Genomic DNA, 18,360 nt, shown 5'->3' on the forward strand with positions numbered 1-18,360 from the left:
TGAGGTATCAGGCATGATCGGCGAACAAGCGCGACAACGCATCGAGGCGGCCATCGCGGCGGTGGAACAGCAATCGCGGGCCGAACTGGTGGCGGTCATCGCCCGGCGTGCCGGCGAATACCGCGTCACCGGCCTGGCCCTCGCCACGATCGGTGCGTTCCTGGCCGGCTTCCTCGCCTGGCTGCTGCTGCCCTGGTCCAGCACGGGCGATGTGCTGCTGGCGGAGTTCGCCGTCTTTCTAGTACTGCTGGCGCTCCTTGAGCTGACACCTCTCGGTGACTGGCTGACGCCTGCTTCCCTCAAGGCCGAAGCGGCACGACGTCTCGCTCGGGCCATCTTTTTGAACGAAGGGCCTCACCGACACCGCCGAGCGCAACGCGGTGCTGTTCTTCGTGAGCCTGGCCGAGCATCATGTCGAGATCATCGCCGATCGCGGCATCCATGGCCGCGTCACGCCGGGCGAATGGCAGGCCATCGTCGATGCCTTCTCGGGCGAGGTTCGGGCGGGTGCAGTGGAGGCGGGGTATCAAGGGGCGATCGCGGCCCTGGGCACCATCCTCGCCACGCATTTTCCCAGCGACGGAAAGCCCCGCAACGAACTCGGCAATCGCCTTATCCAGTTATGAGGCCTCGGCTACCACCCGGTTGCGGCCCTCATGTTTGGCGCGGTAGAGCGCCTGATCGGCCCGGGTCACGAAGCTCTCCAGCGATTCCCCGAGGCGATAGCGCGCAACACCGACCGAGACGGTGACGGCGCCATAGACCTGGCCGGTGGTGCGGTTCTTCAGGGACTGGGCGCCAAGTGCCACCCGGAACTTGTCCGCCTTGTCGACGGCATCGAACATCTTGGTGAGCGGCATCAGCACCGCGAATTCTTCGCCTCCATAACGCGCAGCACTGTCCTGTCCGGTGATCGCCTGCTTCAGCTTGCTGCCGACCAGCTTCAGCACTTGGTCGCCGACACGGTGCCCGAAACTGTCGTTGAACTTCTTGAAATGGTCGATGTCGATCATCATCAGACAGAGATCTGATCGCTGCTCGGTCGCCTGCTGCGCGCGGAACTGGATCGAGAGATCGAAGCTCTTGCGGTTGCCAATACCGGTCAAGGCATCGGTGAGCGCATCGCGCCGCGCCGCATCGAGCCGCGTCTGCAAGGCGGTGATCTTGCCCGAGCTCTGCTTCAACTGCGCTTCCAGCGCCTGGTTCTTCTGGCCGATGAGCTTGGTGGCGTTGATCAGTTCGCCGACCAGGTCGCGCATGGCGCCGGCCTCGATCCGCCCGGTGCCGAGCGACCCGCTGGCCTTGGTCAGGGTCTTGCCGAACTCATTGGCATCAAGACCCGCCTGCGCCACCTGACGAATGACGTCTGCCAGGGTGGTCTGCAGCTCGTCGCCGGTCTGCTGCATTCGCTCTTCGGCACTTTGCTCGCGGAAGTATTTGTCGAACAGCTCCTGGATATTGCTCGACGAGATGGTCTTGCCGCTCAGCAGCAGGGCATCGAGGTCGCGCTTCAGATCTGGCACCGAGCCCGCCAGATAATTGTACCAGACGCAAAAATTGCCGGGTGTGGGCGAGATTTCCCGCATTGCCATCTCGGCGATGGCCGTGGCTGCATGTTGAGTCGCCGTATCGACGTCCTCAATCATGAAGATTGGTGCTTGAGCCATTGCGAGTCGTTGTCCCCTATACCCGGCAGCGCGTGAGGATTTCACAAAGCCCCTGCTGCGCCAAGAGTTGATTATCTTCCCAAAATCTTCATGGTTGTCCCCGGATAGATATGCGTTGAAGGAATTTGAGACATGGCGCGGATTGCGATCGGCGGTTTCCAGCATGAGACGAACACCTTCGCCCCGGTGAAGGCGAGCTATGCCGATTTCGAGCAGGCCGATGGCTGGCCGGGCCTGACCAGGGGCGATGCCCTGTTCGAGACCTTCCGTGGCATCAACCTCCCTCTGCCGGGCTTCATCGACCAGGCCAAGGCCCTGAGCCATGACCTCATCCCATTGCTGTGGTGCTCGGCCTCGCCCTCGGCCCATGTCGAACGCCAGACGTTTGAACGCATCGCCGCCGACCTCCTGCACATGATCGGCCAGCAATCGAAGCTCGATGCGCTCTATCTCGACCTCCACGGCGCCATGGTGACCGAGCATCACCAGGACGGGGAGGGCGAACTGCTGGAACGTATCCGCGCCATCGTCGGCCCGGCCCTGCCGATCGTGGTGAGCCTCGATCTCCACGCCAACCTCACCGAGCGCATGCTGCGCCATGCCTCAGCATTGGTCGTCTGCCGGACCTATCCGCATGTCGACCTCGCTGAGACCGGCGCCCGCTCGGCCGATCTTCTCGACCGGCTGCTGCGCCACGGGCCGCTGGCCAAGGCCATGCGCCGCGCCGACTTCCTGGTGCCCTTGCCTTGGCAATGCACGCTCATCAACCCGGCCGCCGCGCTCTACCGTGTGGTGGGTGAGGCCGAGGCGCCGGGTCGTGCCGTCAGTGCCTCCTTTGCTTTCGGTTTTCCCCCCGCCGATATCGCCGAATGCGGTCCGGCCATTGTCACCTATGCCGAGAACGCGGCACAGGCTGAGCTGGAAGCCGACCGGTTGATCGGCATGGTCAATGCGGCCGAGAAGGACTTCGCCGGCAAAATCTGGCAGAAGGACGAGGCGGTCCGCTATGCGATCGCCAAGAGCCATACAGCCGGCCGGCCGATCATTTTGGCCGATACCCAGGACAACCCCGGCGCCGGCGGCAATTCGGACTCCGTCGATCTGCTTGAAGCCCTTGTCAGCCTGCAGGCCGAAGGCGCTATCTTCGCCAATCTTTATGATCCCGAGACGGCGCGCATCGCCCATGAAACCGGCCTTCATGGCACCTTCGAGCGCGGCATCGGCGCCTGGTGCGGCTCGCCGGGGCTGGAGAAATTCCGTGGTCGCTTCAAGGTGCTGGCCCTGGGCGACGGCAGCTTCAAGGCGACCGGCCCCTTCTATCGCGGCAATCACATGCAGTTGGGGCCGATGGCCCTGCTTGGTATCGGCGGCACCAGGATCGTCGTCACCAGCCGGAAGCAGCAGGCTGCTGACCAGGCGATGCTGCGCCATGTCGGCGTCGAGCCGACCGAGGCCAAGATCCTCGCGTTGAAGAGCTCGGTGCATTTTCGCGCCGATTTCCAGCCGATCGCCGAAGAGATCCTGATCGTGGCGGCGGCCGGTGACAACCCGGTCGACAATCGCGCGCTGCCCTACAAGCATCTGCGCAAAGGCCTGCGCCTGATGCCGCTCGGCGAGGCCTTTGCCGGCTAAGAGTTCCCCTCACCCCATAGGGGCGAGGGGCTATGGATCGAACTCGGTGGAAACTCCCTCGCCCCGCTTGCGGGGAGAGGGTCGGGGTGAGGGGGCTTACTTGGCCTTCTCCGCTACCAGCAGCACGTAATCGCCCAGCGCATCGCTATAGGGTGCGGTTGCTGCGGCGAAGTGTCCGGTGCTCAGATCCTCGTCCAGTCGCGCAAGGCCCTGGCCCCACTTCCTGCGCGAGGTCGAGGGCGGTGAAGGCGAAAATATTGCCGCGCACCTTGGCATCGAAATAAAGCTCCGGCCGGTGCTTGCCGCAATAGAGCACGAAGTCCACCGGCCGCTCGGGTACGTTGAACGGCACCAGTTCCGCAAGTTTCAGGCCCGCAACCGAAAGCGATGCCTCGATGCGCTCCCGGCTCGGCATGCGCTCGACCGCGCGGCGCATCAGTTCCGGGAAATAGGCATTGAGCCAGAACTTCTCCGCCTGTTCCGGCAAAGCAGTAAAGGCGACGAAGCGGCCGCCCGGTTTCAGCACCCGGGCGATTTCCGAGAACACCGCGTTGAAATCATCAAGATGGTGCAGGGTCATGGTGCAGAAGGCGCCGGCGAAGCTCCGGTCGGCGAAGGGCAGGGCCTCGGCCTGGCCGGCGATCCAGTCGAGACGCGGTTCCTTCGCGCGTGCCCGCCGCAGCATCAGCGTCGATTGATCGAGGCCGATGGTGACCACGTTCCGGTCGGCGACCGCGATCGTATAGTTGCCGGTGCCGCAGCCGATATCGAGCACAGGCTGCGGAAACTCGACTTGCAGCAACTTGGCGATCTCGCTGGCAAGCGTCGGATCGGCGCGCCTCGTGCGGTCATAGCCGCTGCCGATCCTGTCATAGATGGCGCTGGGTGTGCGGTTGTAATCGGTCATGAATCGAGGAGCGCGATGACTGCCTGGGTGAGGGGGGGCGCCGGGATTGGCAAGATCGCGGGTGATCGAGAAATGATGCCGCTGCGGCACCACCATCAGCGTGCTATCGACACCCGCTTCCCTGAGCTTGGCCTGATAGTCGCGCGACTGGCCGATCCACAGCTCCGGCTCGTCACCACCGACCGCGACCAGGCATTTTGCCCTGGCGCGGATCGGCAGCAGCATGGGCGACAGCTGTGCCACATCGGTCGGCGTCAGGCGCACCTCATCCTGCACCGGGATGAGCGGGACGGGGGCCAGATCGTAGATACCGGTAATCAGGGCGGCGGCGCGGATGCTCTCAACGGGGAACGTCTCGCCCGTCCAATCATGTTGCAGGGCCATGGCGCAAATATGAGCGCCGGCGGAATTTCCGGCAAGGATCAGTCGGTCGGGATCGCCCCCCATTTCCGCCGCATGCCCACGCAGCCAGCGCAGGGCAGCCCTTGTCTGCGCCAGCAACTCGGACAAGGTGATGCTCGGGCAGAGGTCATAGCCCACCAGCACCACGGCGGCACCCGCCTCCAGCAGCGGCGGGGCGATGCTGGTGTAGTGCTCCTTGGAGAGAGCCCGCCAATAGCCGCCATGGATCCAGACCAGGATCGGCGCATCCGGTTTCGCGGCCGGGAAGATATCCAGCTTCTGCCGCGGCCCTGGGCCATAGGCGATATCGAGCCGGGCACCGGGCCGGGCACGGACCTTGGCGGACAATTCCAGGTCTTCCGCCAGCCACTTTTCGTGATCAGGGACTGCGATTCTGGGCATGAATTGCTGGTTCAGCGTCTCGTTCGAGAGCGCCGCGAGGGTCACTTTGGGCACCGTCCCTACCTTAAGTGATTGATTTGCAGCATAATTGACAGGCGATCGTAAAAAGTCCAGAACTCCATGACGATACTTGATGGTATCTGGATACCGCTCTGTTAAGTGATTGATTTTGTTGAGTGACTAGAACAGCAACCGCAACAAAGCCGTTGACAGCCGGCGCCACTCCCTTTATCACCCGCTGCGAGAGCGAAGGGGCGGTCCCTTCGACGGCAATAACGCTTGAGTGAAGTGTCATGAAGACCTTTTCCGCGAAGCCTGCCGAGGTAGTGAAGAAGTGGGTCCTGATCGATGCCGAAGGCGTCGTTCTGGGTCGACTGGCGTCGATCGTCGCCAATCACCTCCGCGGCAAGCACAAGACCACCTTTACGCCGCATGTCGATTGCGGTGACAACATCATCATCATCAACGCGGAGAAGGTCCGTGTCACCGGCAAGAAGCTGGAAGACAAGATCTTCTATTACCACACCGGTCATCCGGGCGGCATCAAGGAGCGTTCCTGGGGCAAGATCCTCAGCAGCAAGCATCCCGAACGCCTGATCATCAAGGCCGTCGAGCGCATGGTCCCCCGTGGACCGCTCGGCCGTGCCCAGATGAAGAACCTGCGCGTGTATGCCGGCACGGCGCACCCGCATGAGGGCCAGACGCCCGTGACGCTCGACGTCGCCGGCATGAACCCGAAGAACAAGAGGATTGCGTAATCATGGCGCAAGAACCGCAGAAGATTACTGACCTGAAGGATCTCCGTACCGCCGCCCGTGGCGTGGTTGCAGAGACCGTCGCCGCGCCCAAATACGAGCGCAAGGTCGATGCCCAGGGCCGCTCCTATGCGACCGGCAAGCGCAAGGACGCCATCGCCCGCGTCTGGATCAAGCCGGGCTCCGGCAAGATCCAGGTCAACGGCCGCGATGTGACGGTCTATTTCGCCCGCCCCGTGTTGCGCATGATGATCAACCAGCCGTTCGGCGTCGTGAACCGCGCTGGCCAGTTCGATGTCGTCGTCACCGTCGTCGGTGGTGGCCTGTCGGGCCAGGCAGGTGCCGTGCGTCACGGCATCAGCAAGGCGCTGACCTACTTCGAGCCCGATCTGCGTGGCGCGTTGAAGGCAGAGGGCTTCCTGACCCGCGACAGCCGTACCGTCGAGCGCAAGAAGTACGGCCGTGCGAAAGCCCGCCGTAGCTTCCAGTTCTCGAAGCGCTAAGCGCGTCTACCAGCCCCGACCACTTCACTGGGGTTTGGCAAAAGGGGTGCGCATTGCGCACCCCTTTTTCTTTGGGCAATATCCACCGCCATATTGCAGAGGATCAAATGGCAAAGAGCGCCAGGATTTTCATCGACGGCGAAGCCGGCACCACGGGCCTCGGCATCCGCGAGCGTTTGCTGGATGTGCCGGGCATCGAACTCAAGAGCTTGACCGGCGACAAGCGCAAGGATCCAGATGCACGCCGCGCGTTGATGGCCGAGGTCGATCTAGTTGTGCTCTGCCTGCCGGATGACGCCGCCAAGGAATCCGTGGCGCTGGCCGACAGCCTCGGCGACAAGGCGCCCAAGATCCTCGACGCCAGCACCGCCTACCGCGTGGCACCAAACTGGGCCTATGGCTTTCCCGAACTTGCCAAAGGCCATGCTGAGACGATCGCCAAGGCACGCAAGGTCAGCAATCCCGGCTGCTATCCGACCGGCGCCATTGCGCTGCTGCGCCCGCTCATTGATGCCGGCCTGATGGCTCCCGATCATCCCGTCACCGTAAACGCGGTGAGCGGCTATTCCGGCGGCGGCAAGGCGATGATCGAAGCCCATGAACGCGATGGCGGCCCGGCCTTTGAACTCTATGCCCTCGGCCTTGCGCACAAGCATGTGCCCGAACTGATGGCCTATGCGAAGCTCTCGCGCCGTCCGATCTTCGTGCCGTCGGTGGGCCATTTTCGCCAAGGCATGCTGGTCTCGATCCGCTCCATCTCGACACGCTGTCGGGCAAGCCCAAGGCCGCCGATCTCAAGGCAGCACTCGCCGCCCATTTCGCCGGCGCCAAGCTGGTGCAGGTGCTGGATGCCGAAAGCTCTGGCAAGCTGGAACCCGAAGCGCTCAATAATACCGACAAGCTCGAGCTCCGCGTCTTCGCCAATGAGGCCGAGCGCCAGGCCGTGCTGGTGGCGCGCCTCGACAATCTCGGCAAGGGCGCCTCGGGTGCCGCCGTGCAGAACATTCACCTGATGCTGGGGCTATGAGCATGAGCGCTGTCATTCTGCCGTATGAGGGCGTGCTGCCCCGGATCGCCGCCGATGCCTTCATCGCCCCGACCGCTGTCGTCATCGGCGCGGTCGAGATCGGGCCCGAAGCCTCAATCTGGTTCGGCTGCGTGCTGCGCGGCGATTCAAACTCGATCAGCGTCGGCGCGCGCACCAACATCCAGGACGGCACCATCATTCACGTCAATCACGAGCGGGAAGGGGCCGCGGGCACCAAAACCGTGATCGGCAGCGACGTCACTGTCGGCCACATGGCCTTGCTGCACGCCTGCACCATCGAGGACGGCGCCTTCATCGGCATGAAGGCCTGCATCATGGACGGCGTTGTCGTGGAAGGCGGCGGCATGGTCGCGGCCGGCGCCCTGGTGACGCCCGGCAAGCGCGTCCGCAAGGGCGAACTCTGGGCCGGCTCTCCCGCCAAATTGATGCGTCCTTTGAGCGACAAGGAAATGGCCTACTTCGCCTATTCCGCCAAACACTACTGCGACGTCGCCGCGAGCTATCGCAAGGCTTGAGTTCGACCCCAACGGCGCGATCGTTACATCGCGCGGATGGTGGACAGGAAATTCTCCACTTCCTGGCGCAGAGCCCTGGCTTCGCCGGAAAGCGCACTGCTTGACCCCAGCATCTGTCCGGCCGCGGCACCGGTCTGCCCGGCGGCATCGGTCACGGTCTGAATGCTCATCGACATGTCGCGCGTTCCGCTTGCCGCCTGCTCGACGCTGCGCGCGATTTCCTTGGTGGCGGCGTTCTGCTGCTCGACCGCGGTCGCGACGCTGCTGGTAATCTGGTTGATCTCGTCGATCGTGCTGGCGATGCTCTCGATCGCCTCCACCGCCTGGCCGGTTTCCGACTGGATGCTGTTGATCTGAAGCGAAATGTCCTCAGTCGCCTTGCCGGTCTGGTTGGCGAGGTTTTTCACTTCCGACGCCACCACGGCAAAGCCCTTGCCGGCTTCGCCCGCGCGCGCTGCCTCGATGGTGGCGTTGAGCGCCAGAAGATTGGTCTGGCTGGCGATATCGGTGATGAGCTGCACCACGGCGCCGATCTTCTGCGCGGCCTCCGCCAGCTGCTTGATCTGGGCGTTGGTGGCCAGCGCCTGGCTCGCAGCCTGGCCGGCGATCTCGCGCGAGCGGTGCATGCGCGACCCGATCTCGCCGATCGAGGCGGCGAGCTCTTCCGTGGCGGCCGCCACGGCGTTGACGCTGCCCGACGCAGCTTCCGACGACGTGCTGACATGGGTGGCTTCCGCCGCTGCCTGCTCGGCCACCCGCGACATCGACTGTGCCGTCGTTTCCATTTCCGAGATCGCCCCGGTCACGATCTCCAGCCGCTTCATCACTTGGCGGTCGAAATCCTGGCACAAGGTTTCAATCTGTCGCGTGCGCTCCTCGCGCCGCTGCTGGTCGCTGTTCTGCCGTTCGGCGAGATTGTCGGCGCGTACAGCATTGTCCTTGAACACCTGCACCGCCTGGGCCATGTGGCCGACCTCGTCACCGCGGTCGAGACCGGGCACGTCGATCAGCTTGTCGCCGGCCGCCAATTTCTCCATGGCCAGGATCATGCCGCGGATCGGCCGCGTGATGCTGCCGGCGATGACCCAGTTGATGGCGATGAGGCCGACCATGGCCAGCACCGACGCGATGGCAATGATGGTGATCAATTTGTGATTGGTGGCCTGCGCTTCGGCGCCGGCGCTATTGCCGAGGCTTTCGATCAACTCGCCCAGTGTTTCCATGCGCCCTTCGAGATCGGTGAAGGTGACCATGAACTGCGGAAACTTCTCGCGCCCGGCTACCGTGTCCTTGAGGCCCAGGTCTACGATCTCCTGAGCGGCGGTGATATAGGCCTTGAGCGGCGGCACCACCTCGTCGACGGCGGTGCGGATCTCCGGGGAGAGGGGCAGGGCCTGCAGGCGGGCAATTGATTCCTCGAACGAGGCGACATGGTCGGCGAGATCCGTCCTGATCGATTCCTGGTCTTCCTGCGCGCCATAGGGACCGGTGACGAGCGCGAAGAGCACGTCGCCGCGCAATGCGTCATGCATCATGTCCGCCTGCTTCTGATTGAGCACGGCGCTGGTAGAGGTGATCGAGATGTCGAGACCGGCATTGCTGCGCAGCATGCCGAAGAGGCCGACGCCGGCTGTCACCAGGATCGCGATGACGGCGGCGATGCCTGCGATCAACAGACGCGAGCGGAGTGACATCTGGCGCTTCATACGGCCCCCCTGCGTGGATGTGGGGCAAGTCTGCGCAATTTTTATGAATTGTTCCTTAAGCCTGAACCAGGAATGCATCCCTGTCATAGGAACAAAAAAATGGCGGCTGGGTTGCCCCAGCCGCTGAAGTCGTACTGCCGCAAGGATTCTCTTAGGACGAGTAGTACATCTGGAATTCGATCGGATGCGGCGTGTGCTCGAGGGCGTAGACCTCTTCCCACTTCAGTTCGAGATAGGATTCGATGAAGTCCTTCGTGAACACGTCGCCCTTCAGCAGAAAGCCATGGTCCTTGTCGAGGGACTCGAGTGCTTCGCGCAAGCTGCCGCACACGGTCGGCACCTGCTTCAACTCTTCCGGCGGAAGGTCGTAGAGGTTCTTGTCCATCGGATCGCCGGGATGGATCTTGTTGGCGATGCCATCAAGGCCGGCCATCACCATCGCCGAGAAGGCGAGGTAGACGTTGGCGGTCGGATCCGGGAAGCGCACTTCGACGCGCTTGCCCTTGGGGCTCGCCGTATACGGGATGCGGCACGACGCCGAGCGGTTACGCGACGAATACGCCAGCAACACCGGGGCTTCGAAACCCGGGATCAGGCGCTTGTAGCTGTTGGTCGACGGGTTGGTGAAGGCGTTCAAGGCCTTCGCGTGCTTGATGATGCCGCCGATGTAATAGAGGCACATCTCGGACAGGTCGGCATAGCCGTTGCCGGCGAACAGCGGCTGGCCGTTCTTCCAGATCGACTGGTGCACATGCATGCCCGAACCGTTGTCGCCCTTCACAGGCTTCGGCATGAAGGTCGCGGTCTTGCCATAGGCATGGGCCACGTTCTTCACGACGTACTTGTACTTCTGCATCGCATCGGCGCAGGCAACCAGCGTACCGAATTTCACGCCCAGCTCATGCTGTGCGGGAGCCACTTCGTGGTGATGCTTTTCGACCTCGACGCCCATGGCGGCGAGCGTCGTCAGCATTTCGGCGCGGAGGTCGCCCGCTGAATCGAGCGGGGCCACCGGAAAATAGCCGCCCTTCACCTTCATGCGGTGACCGTGATTGCCTTCGTCGAACTTCTTGTCGCTGACATAGGACGCCTCTTCCGAGGTGAACTCGACCGAGGTCTTCTGCATCGAGACGGTGTAGCGCACATCGTCGAACACGAAGAATTCAGCTTCCGGACCGACATAGATGGTGTCGCCCACACCGGAGCTCTTCACGAAGGCTTCGGCGCGCTTGGCGATCGAGCGCGGGTCGCGGCCGTAATTCTGGCCCGTCAGCGGTTCGAGCACATCGCAATAAATGATGAGCGAGGTCTGCGCGGCAAACGGGTCGAGCACGGCGGTGGCGAGGTCCGGGGCGAGGGTCATGTCGCTCTCGTTGATGGCCTTCCAGCCGGCAATTGAGGAGCCGTCGAACATGACGCCTTCGGTGAGCAGATCCTCGTTCACCGTCGACACATGGTGCGCCAGGTGATGCCACTGGCCCAACGGATCGGTGAAGCGGAAGTCGACGTATTTCACGTCGTTTTCCTTGATCATGTTGAGGATCGTCTTGATGTCAGACATGGGATGTTTCCTTGCGATTTCGTTTTTTGGAGTGTGTTTCTGATGGGCTTTAGATGGCGTCGAGACCGCGCTCGCCAGTACGGATGCGGACAACCTCTTCGATGTTGGTGACGAAGATCTTGCCGTCGCCGATACGGCCGGTGGCGGCCGCCTGGCGGATGGCTTCGATGGCGCGTTCAACCAGGGCATCGTCCAGCACGACTTCGATCTTCATCTTGGGGAGGAAATCGACGACGTATTCAGCACCGCGATAGAGTTCGGTGTGGCCCTTCTGGCGGCCGAAACCCTTGGCCTCGGTGACCGTGATGCCTTGGATGCCAACCTCGTGGAGGGCGTCTTTCACTTCATCGAGCTTGAACGGCTTGATGATGGCTTCAATTTTCTTCATGGGATTCCCCAATGTTGTTACGCAATGCTGTTGCCGGTGCTTCTTGCGCCACGACGAGGCTGCCCGCGCGATAGAGCAAGGCCCGTGCCACCGGCCAAGTGACTGGAATCATGAGGCAAAAAATAGCGCCAGCACAACGCCTGCCTCATCTATGGGCGCCCCTGCCTATTAATTGGGCAGCCGTGAAATAGGCTCTTGAGACACTGCCTGCGGCCGGGCAGGATCGCCGCCATGCAAAGCGAGATTCTCATCATCGGCGCGGGCTTGGCCGGCGCCCACGCTGCGGAAAAGCTGGCTGCGGCCGGCCGATCCTGCCTCATCGTCGACGCCAATGGCCGGACCGGCGGCCGCGGCTATACCCGCGGCTTCGGGGGGCAGGGGCCGCTGCTGGAATTCGGCGGCTCCTGGATCACGCCTTGGCATGGGCGCATGCAGGCGGCCTGCCGCCGCCACGGCATCGACCTCATCCCGACCGCTCCGGTCACCGACCGGTTCTGGCATGACGGCACCACCTTGCGCCACGATGGGCCGGTGAGTGCTGCCGACCGCACAGCCTATGACCGGGTCATCGCCCAGGTAGTGGACGATGCCAAGCGCCTGAAGGACGGGTTCGACCACGACCGTGCTGGCGAGCCGCTCCTCAGCCTGACAATGGCCGATTATTTCCGCCGGCATAATGTGCCGGCGAGCACCCGCGCGCAGCTCATGGCCTGGTGGACCATCTCGGGCTCCGGCGATCCCGCGACCGTATCGACCGGCGAACTGCTCGCTTCCTGCGGCTATATCGACGGCACGCCCGAGGGGATGATGCAGGCGCTCACCCATACCCTGTCGCCGGGTGTCTCGACCCTCATCGACCGCATGATCAGCGCCTCCGGCGCCAAGCTCCAACTGGGTTTCCCCGTGGCCCATGTCACGGCCGACAGCGACCGTGTCACCGTCACCACCCGCGATGGCCGCAGCCTTGCGGCCAAAGCCGCCATCGTCGCGCTGCCGGCCAATGTGCTGCGCGACATCGATTTCGGCGCGACGCTCACGCCGTCGCAACAGCAGGCGGCCGACCGTGGCCATGACGGCCGCGCCATCAAGCTGTGGCTGCGCGTGAAGGGCGTGCGCCAGGGGACGCTGGCAACCGGCGGGCTTTCCGGCCTGCAATGGCTGTTTGCGCCCTATCCGGCGCTGGGAGATACAATCATGGTCGTGGGCTTCGGCCTCGATGACGGCAGCTGGGATCCCCATCGCCGCCGGGATGTGGCGGCAGCGCTTGCCCGCCTGCTGCCGGAGGCGGAGCTCATCGGCTGGGACTGGCACGATTGGTGCGCCGATCCCTTCGCCCGTGGCACCTGGCTCTCGACACCGGCCACCGACGCCGACCTGTCTCCCGGAAACCTGGCGCCTCACCGGACGTCTCGCTTTCGCGACGTCGGATCTCGCTCCAGATGCCGCGGGCTGGTTCGAAGGCGCCATGTCGAGCGGGGAAGCGGCCGCGGCTCAGATCGTCGCGAATTTCTAAGGATCAGTATTTCGTCGTCGAACGCCCTACCTTGCCCTCGGCATAGCGGCTGAAGCGGAAGGCGTTGAGATTGAGGCTGGGCGTGCCGTCAAGCGCCAACTCGCTCATCAGCTTGCCGACGATCGGCCCCATGCCGAAGCCATGGCCGGTAAGCCCGGTGGCGAGCAACAGGCCGGGAATCTCCGCGACCGGTCCCAGCACCGGAATGCCGTCCGGCATCAGATCGACCTGGCCCGCCCAGCTTTCCACCGCCTGCACACCCATGGCGACCGGGAACAACTTGCCCAATTGGGCGACGGCGTTACGCACGCGCTTCATGTTGGGCGGCACCACCGGGTCGCGGTCATGGATCCAGGGCTGTTGCGTCTCGGGCCGGCCAGGCAGGCGGTGCAGCAGGTCCCGCGCCGTGACGCCATTGACCTCGAACGAGGTCGCCCGCCGGTTCTCCCACAGCGACGGCAGGAACCATTTCAGCGCCCGGAACCGGTCGAGGGTGAGGTCGACATCGACCTGCATCTCCTCGGCGAGGTTAAGCGTGCCGTCGCCGCGCTGGCGGAAGCCGATGTGATGGCCATAAAAGGCGATATTGCTGAGATGTGGCACCGGATTGGTGCGCGAGCAGGTAAAGCGCGCGATCTGCTGCGGCAGATCCAGCCCCAACCCCTTCATCACACGGTGCGACGAGGCGCCAGCGGCGATAATGGCGATTTTTGTGCGGATGGTGCCTGTTTCCGACAGGACCGAGGTAACGGACCCACCCTGTCGCTCGTTACCGACCGCCCCGCAACCTTCGAAGAACAGGGCCCCCAATTGCGTGGCCTTGGCGGCAAAGGCGTGGGACACCTTGCGCGGCTCGGCCTGTCCTTCCTTGGGCCCCCATAGGGCGCCGACGCCGGGATCGACCAAAGCGGGGATGAGCGCTGAAACTTCCCTGGGCGTGATAACCTTGGTATCGACACCGAACACGCGGTCGCGCGCCGCGCCGATTTCATAGCGCGCCAGTTCAGCGTCATCTCGGGCCATGAACAGATTGCCGTCCTGGCGCCATTCGAGATCGGCACCCAGTTCCGCTTCCAACCCCTGCCAGAGCTTGAGGCAGGCCAGCATCAGCGAGGTTTCCGCCGGATCCCGGTCCATGGCGCGCACGAAACCCCAGGCGCGGCCCGATTGTTGCCCGGCGATGCGGGCTTTTTCCAGCACCACGACCTTGGCGCCGCGCTTGGCCAGATAATAGGCGGCGGCACAGCCCTGGATACCTGCGCCGATCACCACGGCATCGGCTTCTTTGGGCAGTTCCTGTCGGCTGCAGGTTGAGAGAATGCTCATCCATCCCTCATAGCCAATGACACGGGGCCGGGGGAGTGACCCGCTTCACACAAGGCTGCCGTGAACCTTTTTCGGATGCGGCGCGACACACTCCCGCGTCTGCAATCTTCTCCGACCTCACTTTCTTCCCTGGGCCAAGTGGACGGGCTCGACCACCGAAGGAAACCAACATGGATCTCCGCCAAATCTATCTCAGCAACGAAGGCCGCATCGCCCGCTTGCCCTATTTCGGTTTCAGCCTGGCGCTGACCGTGCCCTACATGGTGCTCACCTATCTGCTGGTGAGCCTCCTTGGCGCGCTTGGGTCGGTCCTGGTGATCGCCCTCTATGCCGTGATCGCCTATCCCTATTACTGCCTGATGGCCAAGCGCCTGCAGGATTTCAACAAGCCCGGTAAATGGGCGGTGGCCGTGATCGCGGTTGGCATCGTCTCAGCCCTCCTGCAATTCGTTCCGGCATTGTCGACCGTCGTCTACGCGATCAGCTTCGTCCAGCTTCTGGTCGGTCTCGCCATCCTCCTGATGCCAGGCACCGCCGGCGCCAGCGATTACGGTCAGCAGCCGGGCAACCTCGCCACCGCCTGAGTTCCAACGAAAGGGCGGCCTCACCATCAGTGGGCCGCCCTGTTCTTCGCTTTGAAGGCCAGCTTTACGCCGCCTTGCGCTTCTCCAGGAAGCTGCCGATGCGCTTGATCGCCTCGCCGATATTCTCGATCGAGTTGGCGTAGGAGATGCGCAGATACCCTTCGCCATAGGAACCGAAGCTGGTGCCGGCGATGCTGGCGACACCCGCCTCGTCCAGCAGCGCCACTTCCAGCGCCTTCGACTTGAAGCCGGTCCCCTTGATGTTCGGAAGGCGTAGAACGCGCCGTAAGGCGTGATGCAGGAAACGCCCGGCAGCTTGTTGAGCTCGGCCACGGTGAAGCGGCGGCGCTCGTCGAACGCCACCATCATCTTGTTGACCTCGTCGCGCGGGCCGGTGAGGGCGGCGACACCCGCCCATTGCGCGGCGGCGTTGACGCAGGAATGGACGTTGATGCACAGGCGTGTTGCATGTTCGATGAGGCTCTTCGGCCAGACCGAATAGCCCATGCGCCAGCCCGTCATGGCATAGGTCTTCGACCAGCCGTCCAGCATGATCAGCCGGTCGGCGATCTGCGGGTATTTGAGGAACGAGGTGTGCACCTTGCCGTCATAGAGCATCTCGGAATAGATCTCGTCCGACATGATGGCGACGTTGGGATGCTGCTCCAGCCCCTTCACCAGCTTGTCGATCTCGTCCTTCTCGACGATGCCCCCGGTCGGGTTGGCGGGCGAATTGACGATGATGAGGCGGGTCTTCGGGGTGATGCGCGAGAGCACATCCTCCGCCTTGAAGCCGAAGCCGTTCTCCTCGAGGAGCGGCAGCGGCACCGGTGTCGCACCCGAGAATTTGATGGTCGATTCATAGATCGGGAAACCCGGGTTCGGATAGATGATCTCCGCCCCCGGCTCGCCGAACATCATGATCGCGAAATACATGGTGACCTTGCCGCCCGGCACGATCCAGCACATTGTTGGGATCGACCGTGGTGATGCCGTGGCGCTTGTTGAGGTCGTCGGCCACCGCCTGGCGGACTTCGGGGATGCCGTTGGCGGGCGTATAGCCATGATGGCCGTCGCGCAGCGCCTTGATGCCGGCTTCGACGATATGGGCCGGGGTCTGGAAATCAGGCTGGCCGATGGAGAGGGCGACGATGCTGCGCCCCTGGGCCCGGAGCGCATTGGCGCGGGCGAGCACTTCAAAGGCGGATTCGGTCCCGAGGCGGCTCATGCCGCTGGCTAGCTGAAGCATTGGTGTTTCCCCGATCAAAATTTCTTGCCGGCCCTGCGAAAGACAGGCCGGAACGGTTCGGCAGTTTAGGTCCCGCGCCAGCCCCTGACAGGCTCTACGCGACGAATAGTTATACCTGGGCGACAGCTAGGGTCTTGGCCGGTGGCACCGGCACCTTTGTCGCGGCGCCCCTGTAATCCTTGACGTGGGGGTGGGGGTCGGTTACATCGCTGCCGCATGCCCGAGACAAGCTCTCGGTGCTGCCCCGGCGGCGGGTGTAGCTCAATTGGTTAGAGCGCTAGATTGTGATTCTAGAGGTTGCGGGTTCAATTCCCGTCACTCGCCCCAAATTTTCCATATAAATCAGTGAAATAACAGGCGCTGTCCATTTTGGAGGGGCGCTTGGTCCGTTTTAAACCAGACCTCGTGACAGCTAGATAGCCCGGCCCGAGATAGCCGCTCCACGCCACAATGCCGCAGCGCACACATAGCCATAAAACAGCAACCTTCCTCGTGTACCCCAGCAGCATCCGGAGACGTGACGCAGTGAGGGGGTTGGCTATCTATGGACGACGGCGTGGCGACCAACATCAATGGCGGCAAGCTCGCAGCCCGCAAGAACCAGTCCGCATCGATCGAAGAAGCCCCGAACAGGTCTCGCGACCCTGGCGATCTTCATGATCTTGACCGCATGCTGCATGCCCTGGAAGGGCACCTCACCGGTTCGCTGAGCCCGACCATCATCTCGCTGGCGCTGGCGGATTGGCTGCTTCATCTCACCAACGCGCCGGGCAAGCGTCTCGATCTCTGGCTGAAGGCCTGCGAAATCCAGGCCGCGGCGTTGGAGGATGGCGGCCGGCACCTGTTGCGGGCGGCAAGCGACGAACCTGCCCCCTCTAAACCCGACCGGCGCTTTGTCGATTCCGCCTGGCAGCAACCGCCGTTCGACCTCCTCCATCAGAACTATCTGCGTTGGGAAGATTGGTGGCAGGCGGCGACCACCGGCATCAACGGGGTCAAGACCAGCCATGAGCGGGTGGTGGGTTTCCTGACGCGCCAATGCCTCGATGCCTGGTCGCCGGCCAATCATCTGGTCAGCAATCCCGAAGTGCTGAACACGACCATGGCCAGCCGCGGCACCAATCTCCTGCGCGGCCTCAGCAACCTTGCCGAGGACCTGCACGGAGCACAGAACAGGTCCGGCGGTGAGACGACGGCCAAGGTGCCGCACTATGAAATACTATATCCTCGACCTCTCGCCGCAGAACTCGCTGGTGCGCTATCTGGTGGCGCAGGGCTTCACTGTTTTCATGATCAGCTGGCGCAATCCTGGGCCGACAGAGCGCCATTGGGGGATGGACGATTACCGCGCCGGCGGCATTGGCGCGGCGCTCGACGCCATCGCCACGATCCGCCCCGGCGCCTCGGTCCATGCCTGCGGCTATTGCCTGGGCGGCACTCTGCTCGCCATCGAGGCGGCAAGGCTGGCGCGCGAAGGCGAGCGGCGGCTGGCCAGCATGACCCTGCTGGCGGCGCAGACTGATTTCACCGAGGCCGGCGACATCAAGGTCTTCACCAGCGAGGATCAGGTAGCCTTCCTCGACGACATCATGTGGCAGCGCGGTTACCTCGACGGCGCCGAGATGGCGGGTGCCTTCAAACTGCTGCGTGCCAACGACCTCATCTGGGCGCGCTTCGTGCGCCAGTACCTGTTGGGCGAGCGGGAGGTGGGCACCGACCTCACCGCCTGGAACGCGGATTCCACCAGGCTGCCGCACCGGATGCATGCCGAGTATCTACAGCGCCTGTTCGTGCGGAACGAACTCGCCCAGGGGCATTATCTGGTCGACCGGCGCCCGGTGGCGCTTTCGGACATCCGCGTGCCGATCTTCGCGGTCGGCACCGAGACCGATCACATTGCTCCCTGGCGCTCAGTCTACAAGATCCGCCTGCTCAGCCGCGCCGATGTGACCTTCGTTCTTACCAAGGGCGGCCACAATGCCGGCATCGTCTCCGAGCCCGGTCATAAGGGCCGCCATTACCGCATGGCCGCAGACGGTCCCGCCGATCCCTTCGTCGATCCCGACACCTGGCTGGAGCAGGCCCCGCGCTATGAGGGTTCCTGGTGGCCAGCCTGGACCGATTGGCTGCGCCGCCAATGTCCGCGCAAACCGATCGCTGCCCCCAACCGGGCAAGGGCCTTGGTGCTGCACCCGGCACCTA

Annotated in this window: 14 protein-coding genes, 1 tRNA gene and 2 pseudogenes; 10 read left to right on the top strand and 7 right to left on the bottom strand. The window is 63.5% G+C overall.

The window, feature by feature from the left end:
• The first annotated feature begins 380 nt into the window (after positions 1-380).
• Positions 381-626 (top strand): hypothetical protein, encoded by a 246-nt coding sequence (locus IPK59_02415; protein ID MBK8157680.1) that lies wholly within the window; start codon positions 381-383, stop codon positions 624-626.
• Here the strand turns inward: IPK59_02415 and IPK59_02420 are convergent.
• Entirely contained in the window at positions 621-1,667 is a 1,047-nt protein-coding gene (locus IPK59_02420; protein ID MBK8157681.1) for a GGDEF domain-containing protein, read from the bottom strand. The two genes, IPK59_02415 and IPK59_02420, sit on opposite strands and share 6 nt — an antisense overlap.
• Before the next feature lie 132 nt (positions 1,668-1,799).
• Here IPK59_02420 and IPK59_02425 point away from each other — a divergent pair, with 132 nt between their 5' ends.
• Positions 1,800-3,299: a M81 family metallopeptidase gene (locus tag IPK59_02425; protein ID MBK8157682.1), complete on the top strand. Its 1,500-nt coding sequence runs from the start codon at positions 1,800-1,802 to the stop codon at positions 3,297-3,299.
• A 145-nt stretch (positions 3,300-3,444) separates the two neighbouring features.
• On the opposite strand, the gene IPK59_02430 is transcribed toward IPK59_02425, so the two are convergent.
• A complete protein-coding gene (locus tag IPK59_02430) occupies positions 3,445-5,064 on the bottom strand; it encodes a methyltransferase domain-containing protein (protein ID MBK8157683.1) in 1,620 nt (539 codons plus the stop codon).
• Positions 5,065-5,303: 239 nt separating this feature from the next.
• Here IPK59_02430 and rplM point away from each other — a divergent pair, with 239 nt between their 5' ends.
• The 4 genes and pseudogenes from rplM (at position 5,304) to IPK59_02450 (ending at position 7,831) form a co-directional block, all read left to right on the top strand.
• Positions 5,304-5,768, top strand: coding sequence for a 50S ribosomal protein L13 (rplM, locus tag IPK59_02435; GenBank protein ID MBK8157684.1), 465 nt, complete (start codon positions 5,304-5,306; stop codon positions 5,766-5,768).
• Between the two features lie 2 nt (positions 5,769-5,770).
• Entirely contained in the window at positions 5,771-6,268 is a 498-nt protein-coding gene (gene rpsI, locus IPK59_02440) for a 30S ribosomal protein S9 (GenBank protein MBK8157685.1), read from the top strand.
• Positions 6,269-6,375: 107 nt separating this feature from the next.
• Positions 6,376-7,295: pseudogene (gene argC / locus IPK59_02445) on the top strand (N-acetyl-gamma-glutamyl-phosphate reductase).
• A 2-nt stretch (positions 7,296-7,297) separates the two neighbouring features.
• The gene (locus IPK59_02450) at positions 7,298-7,831 is read left to right on the top strand and encodes a gamma carbonic anhydrase family protein (protein MBK8157686.1); all 534 of its coding nucleotides are present in this window, start codon (positions 7,298-7,300) and stop codon (positions 7,829-7,831) included.
• 23 nt (positions 7,832-7,854) lie between these two features.
• On the opposite strand, the gene IPK59_02455 is transcribed toward IPK59_02450, so the two are convergent.
• From IPK59_02455 to IPK59_02465, 3 genes are all read right to left on the bottom strand, one after another.
• On the bottom strand, positions 7,855-9,525 hold the full coding sequence (locus IPK59_02455) for a HAMP domain-containing protein (protein MBK8157687.1): 1,671 nt from the start codon (positions 9,523-9,525) through the stop codon (positions 7,855-7,857).
• A gap of 163 nt (positions 9,526-9,688) precedes the next feature.
• Positions 9,689-11,098, bottom strand: coding sequence for a type I glutamate--ammonia ligase (gene glnA / locus IPK59_02460; GenBank protein ID MBK8157688.1), 1,410 nt, complete (start codon positions 11,096-11,098; stop codon positions 9,689-9,691).
• Between the two features lie 49 nt (positions 11,099-11,147).
• On the bottom strand, positions 11,148-11,486 hold the full coding sequence (locus IPK59_02465; GenBank protein MBK8157689.1) for a P-II family nitrogen regulator: 339 nt from the start codon (positions 11,484-11,486) through the stop codon (positions 11,148-11,150).
• Between the two features lie 231 nt (positions 11,487-11,717).
• On the opposite strand from IPK59_02465, the gene IPK59_02470 reads away from it, so the two are divergent.
• The gene (locus tag IPK59_02470) at positions 11,718-13,052 is read left to right on the top strand and encodes an FAD-dependent oxidoreductase (protein MBK8157690.1); all 1,335 of its coding nucleotides are present in this window, start codon (positions 11,718-11,720) and stop codon (positions 13,050-13,052) included.
• Here IPK59_02470 and IPK59_02475 read toward each other — a convergent pair.
• The gene (locus tag IPK59_02475; protein MBK8157691.1) at positions 13,003-14,325 is read right to left on the bottom strand and encodes an FAD-binding oxidoreductase; all 1,323 of its coding nucleotides are present in this window, start codon (positions 14,323-14,325) and stop codon (positions 13,003-13,005) included. The two genes, IPK59_02470 and IPK59_02475, sit on opposite strands and share 50 nt — an antisense overlap.
• A 170-nt stretch (positions 14,326-14,495) precedes the next feature.
• Between IPK59_02475 and IPK59_02480 the strand changes: the two genes are divergently transcribed.
• On the top strand, positions 14,496-14,909 hold the full coding sequence (locus tag IPK59_02480) for a DUF805 domain-containing protein (GenBank protein MBK8157692.1): 414 nt from the start codon (positions 14,496-14,498) through the stop codon (positions 14,907-14,909).
• A 64-nt stretch (positions 14,910-14,973) separates the two neighbouring features.
• Here the strand turns inward: IPK59_02480 and IPK59_02485 are convergent.
• Positions 14,974-16,158 (bottom strand): annotated as a pseudogene (locus tag IPK59_02485) (pyridoxal phosphate-dependent aminotransferase).
• A 250-nt stretch (positions 16,159-16,408) separates the two neighbouring features.
• Here IPK59_02485 and IPK59_02490 point away from each other — a divergent pair.
• Positions 16,409-16,485, top strand: a tRNA-His gene (locus IPK59_02490).
• A 217-nt stretch (positions 16,486-16,702) separates the two neighbouring features.
• Positions 16,703-17,680, top strand: a complete 978-nt coding sequence (locus IPK59_02495) for a poly-beta-hydroxybutyrate polymerase N-terminal domain-containing protein (protein ID MBK8157693.1) — start codon at positions 16,703-16,705, stop codon at positions 17,678-17,680.
• Positions 17,681-18,360 lie beyond the last annotated feature (680 nt).

Source organism: Rhodospirillaceae bacterium, assembly GCA_016712715.1.
In the GTDB taxonomy this organism is placed as follows: domain Bacteria; phylum Pseudomonadota; class Alphaproteobacteria; order Dongiales; family Dongiaceae; genus Dongia.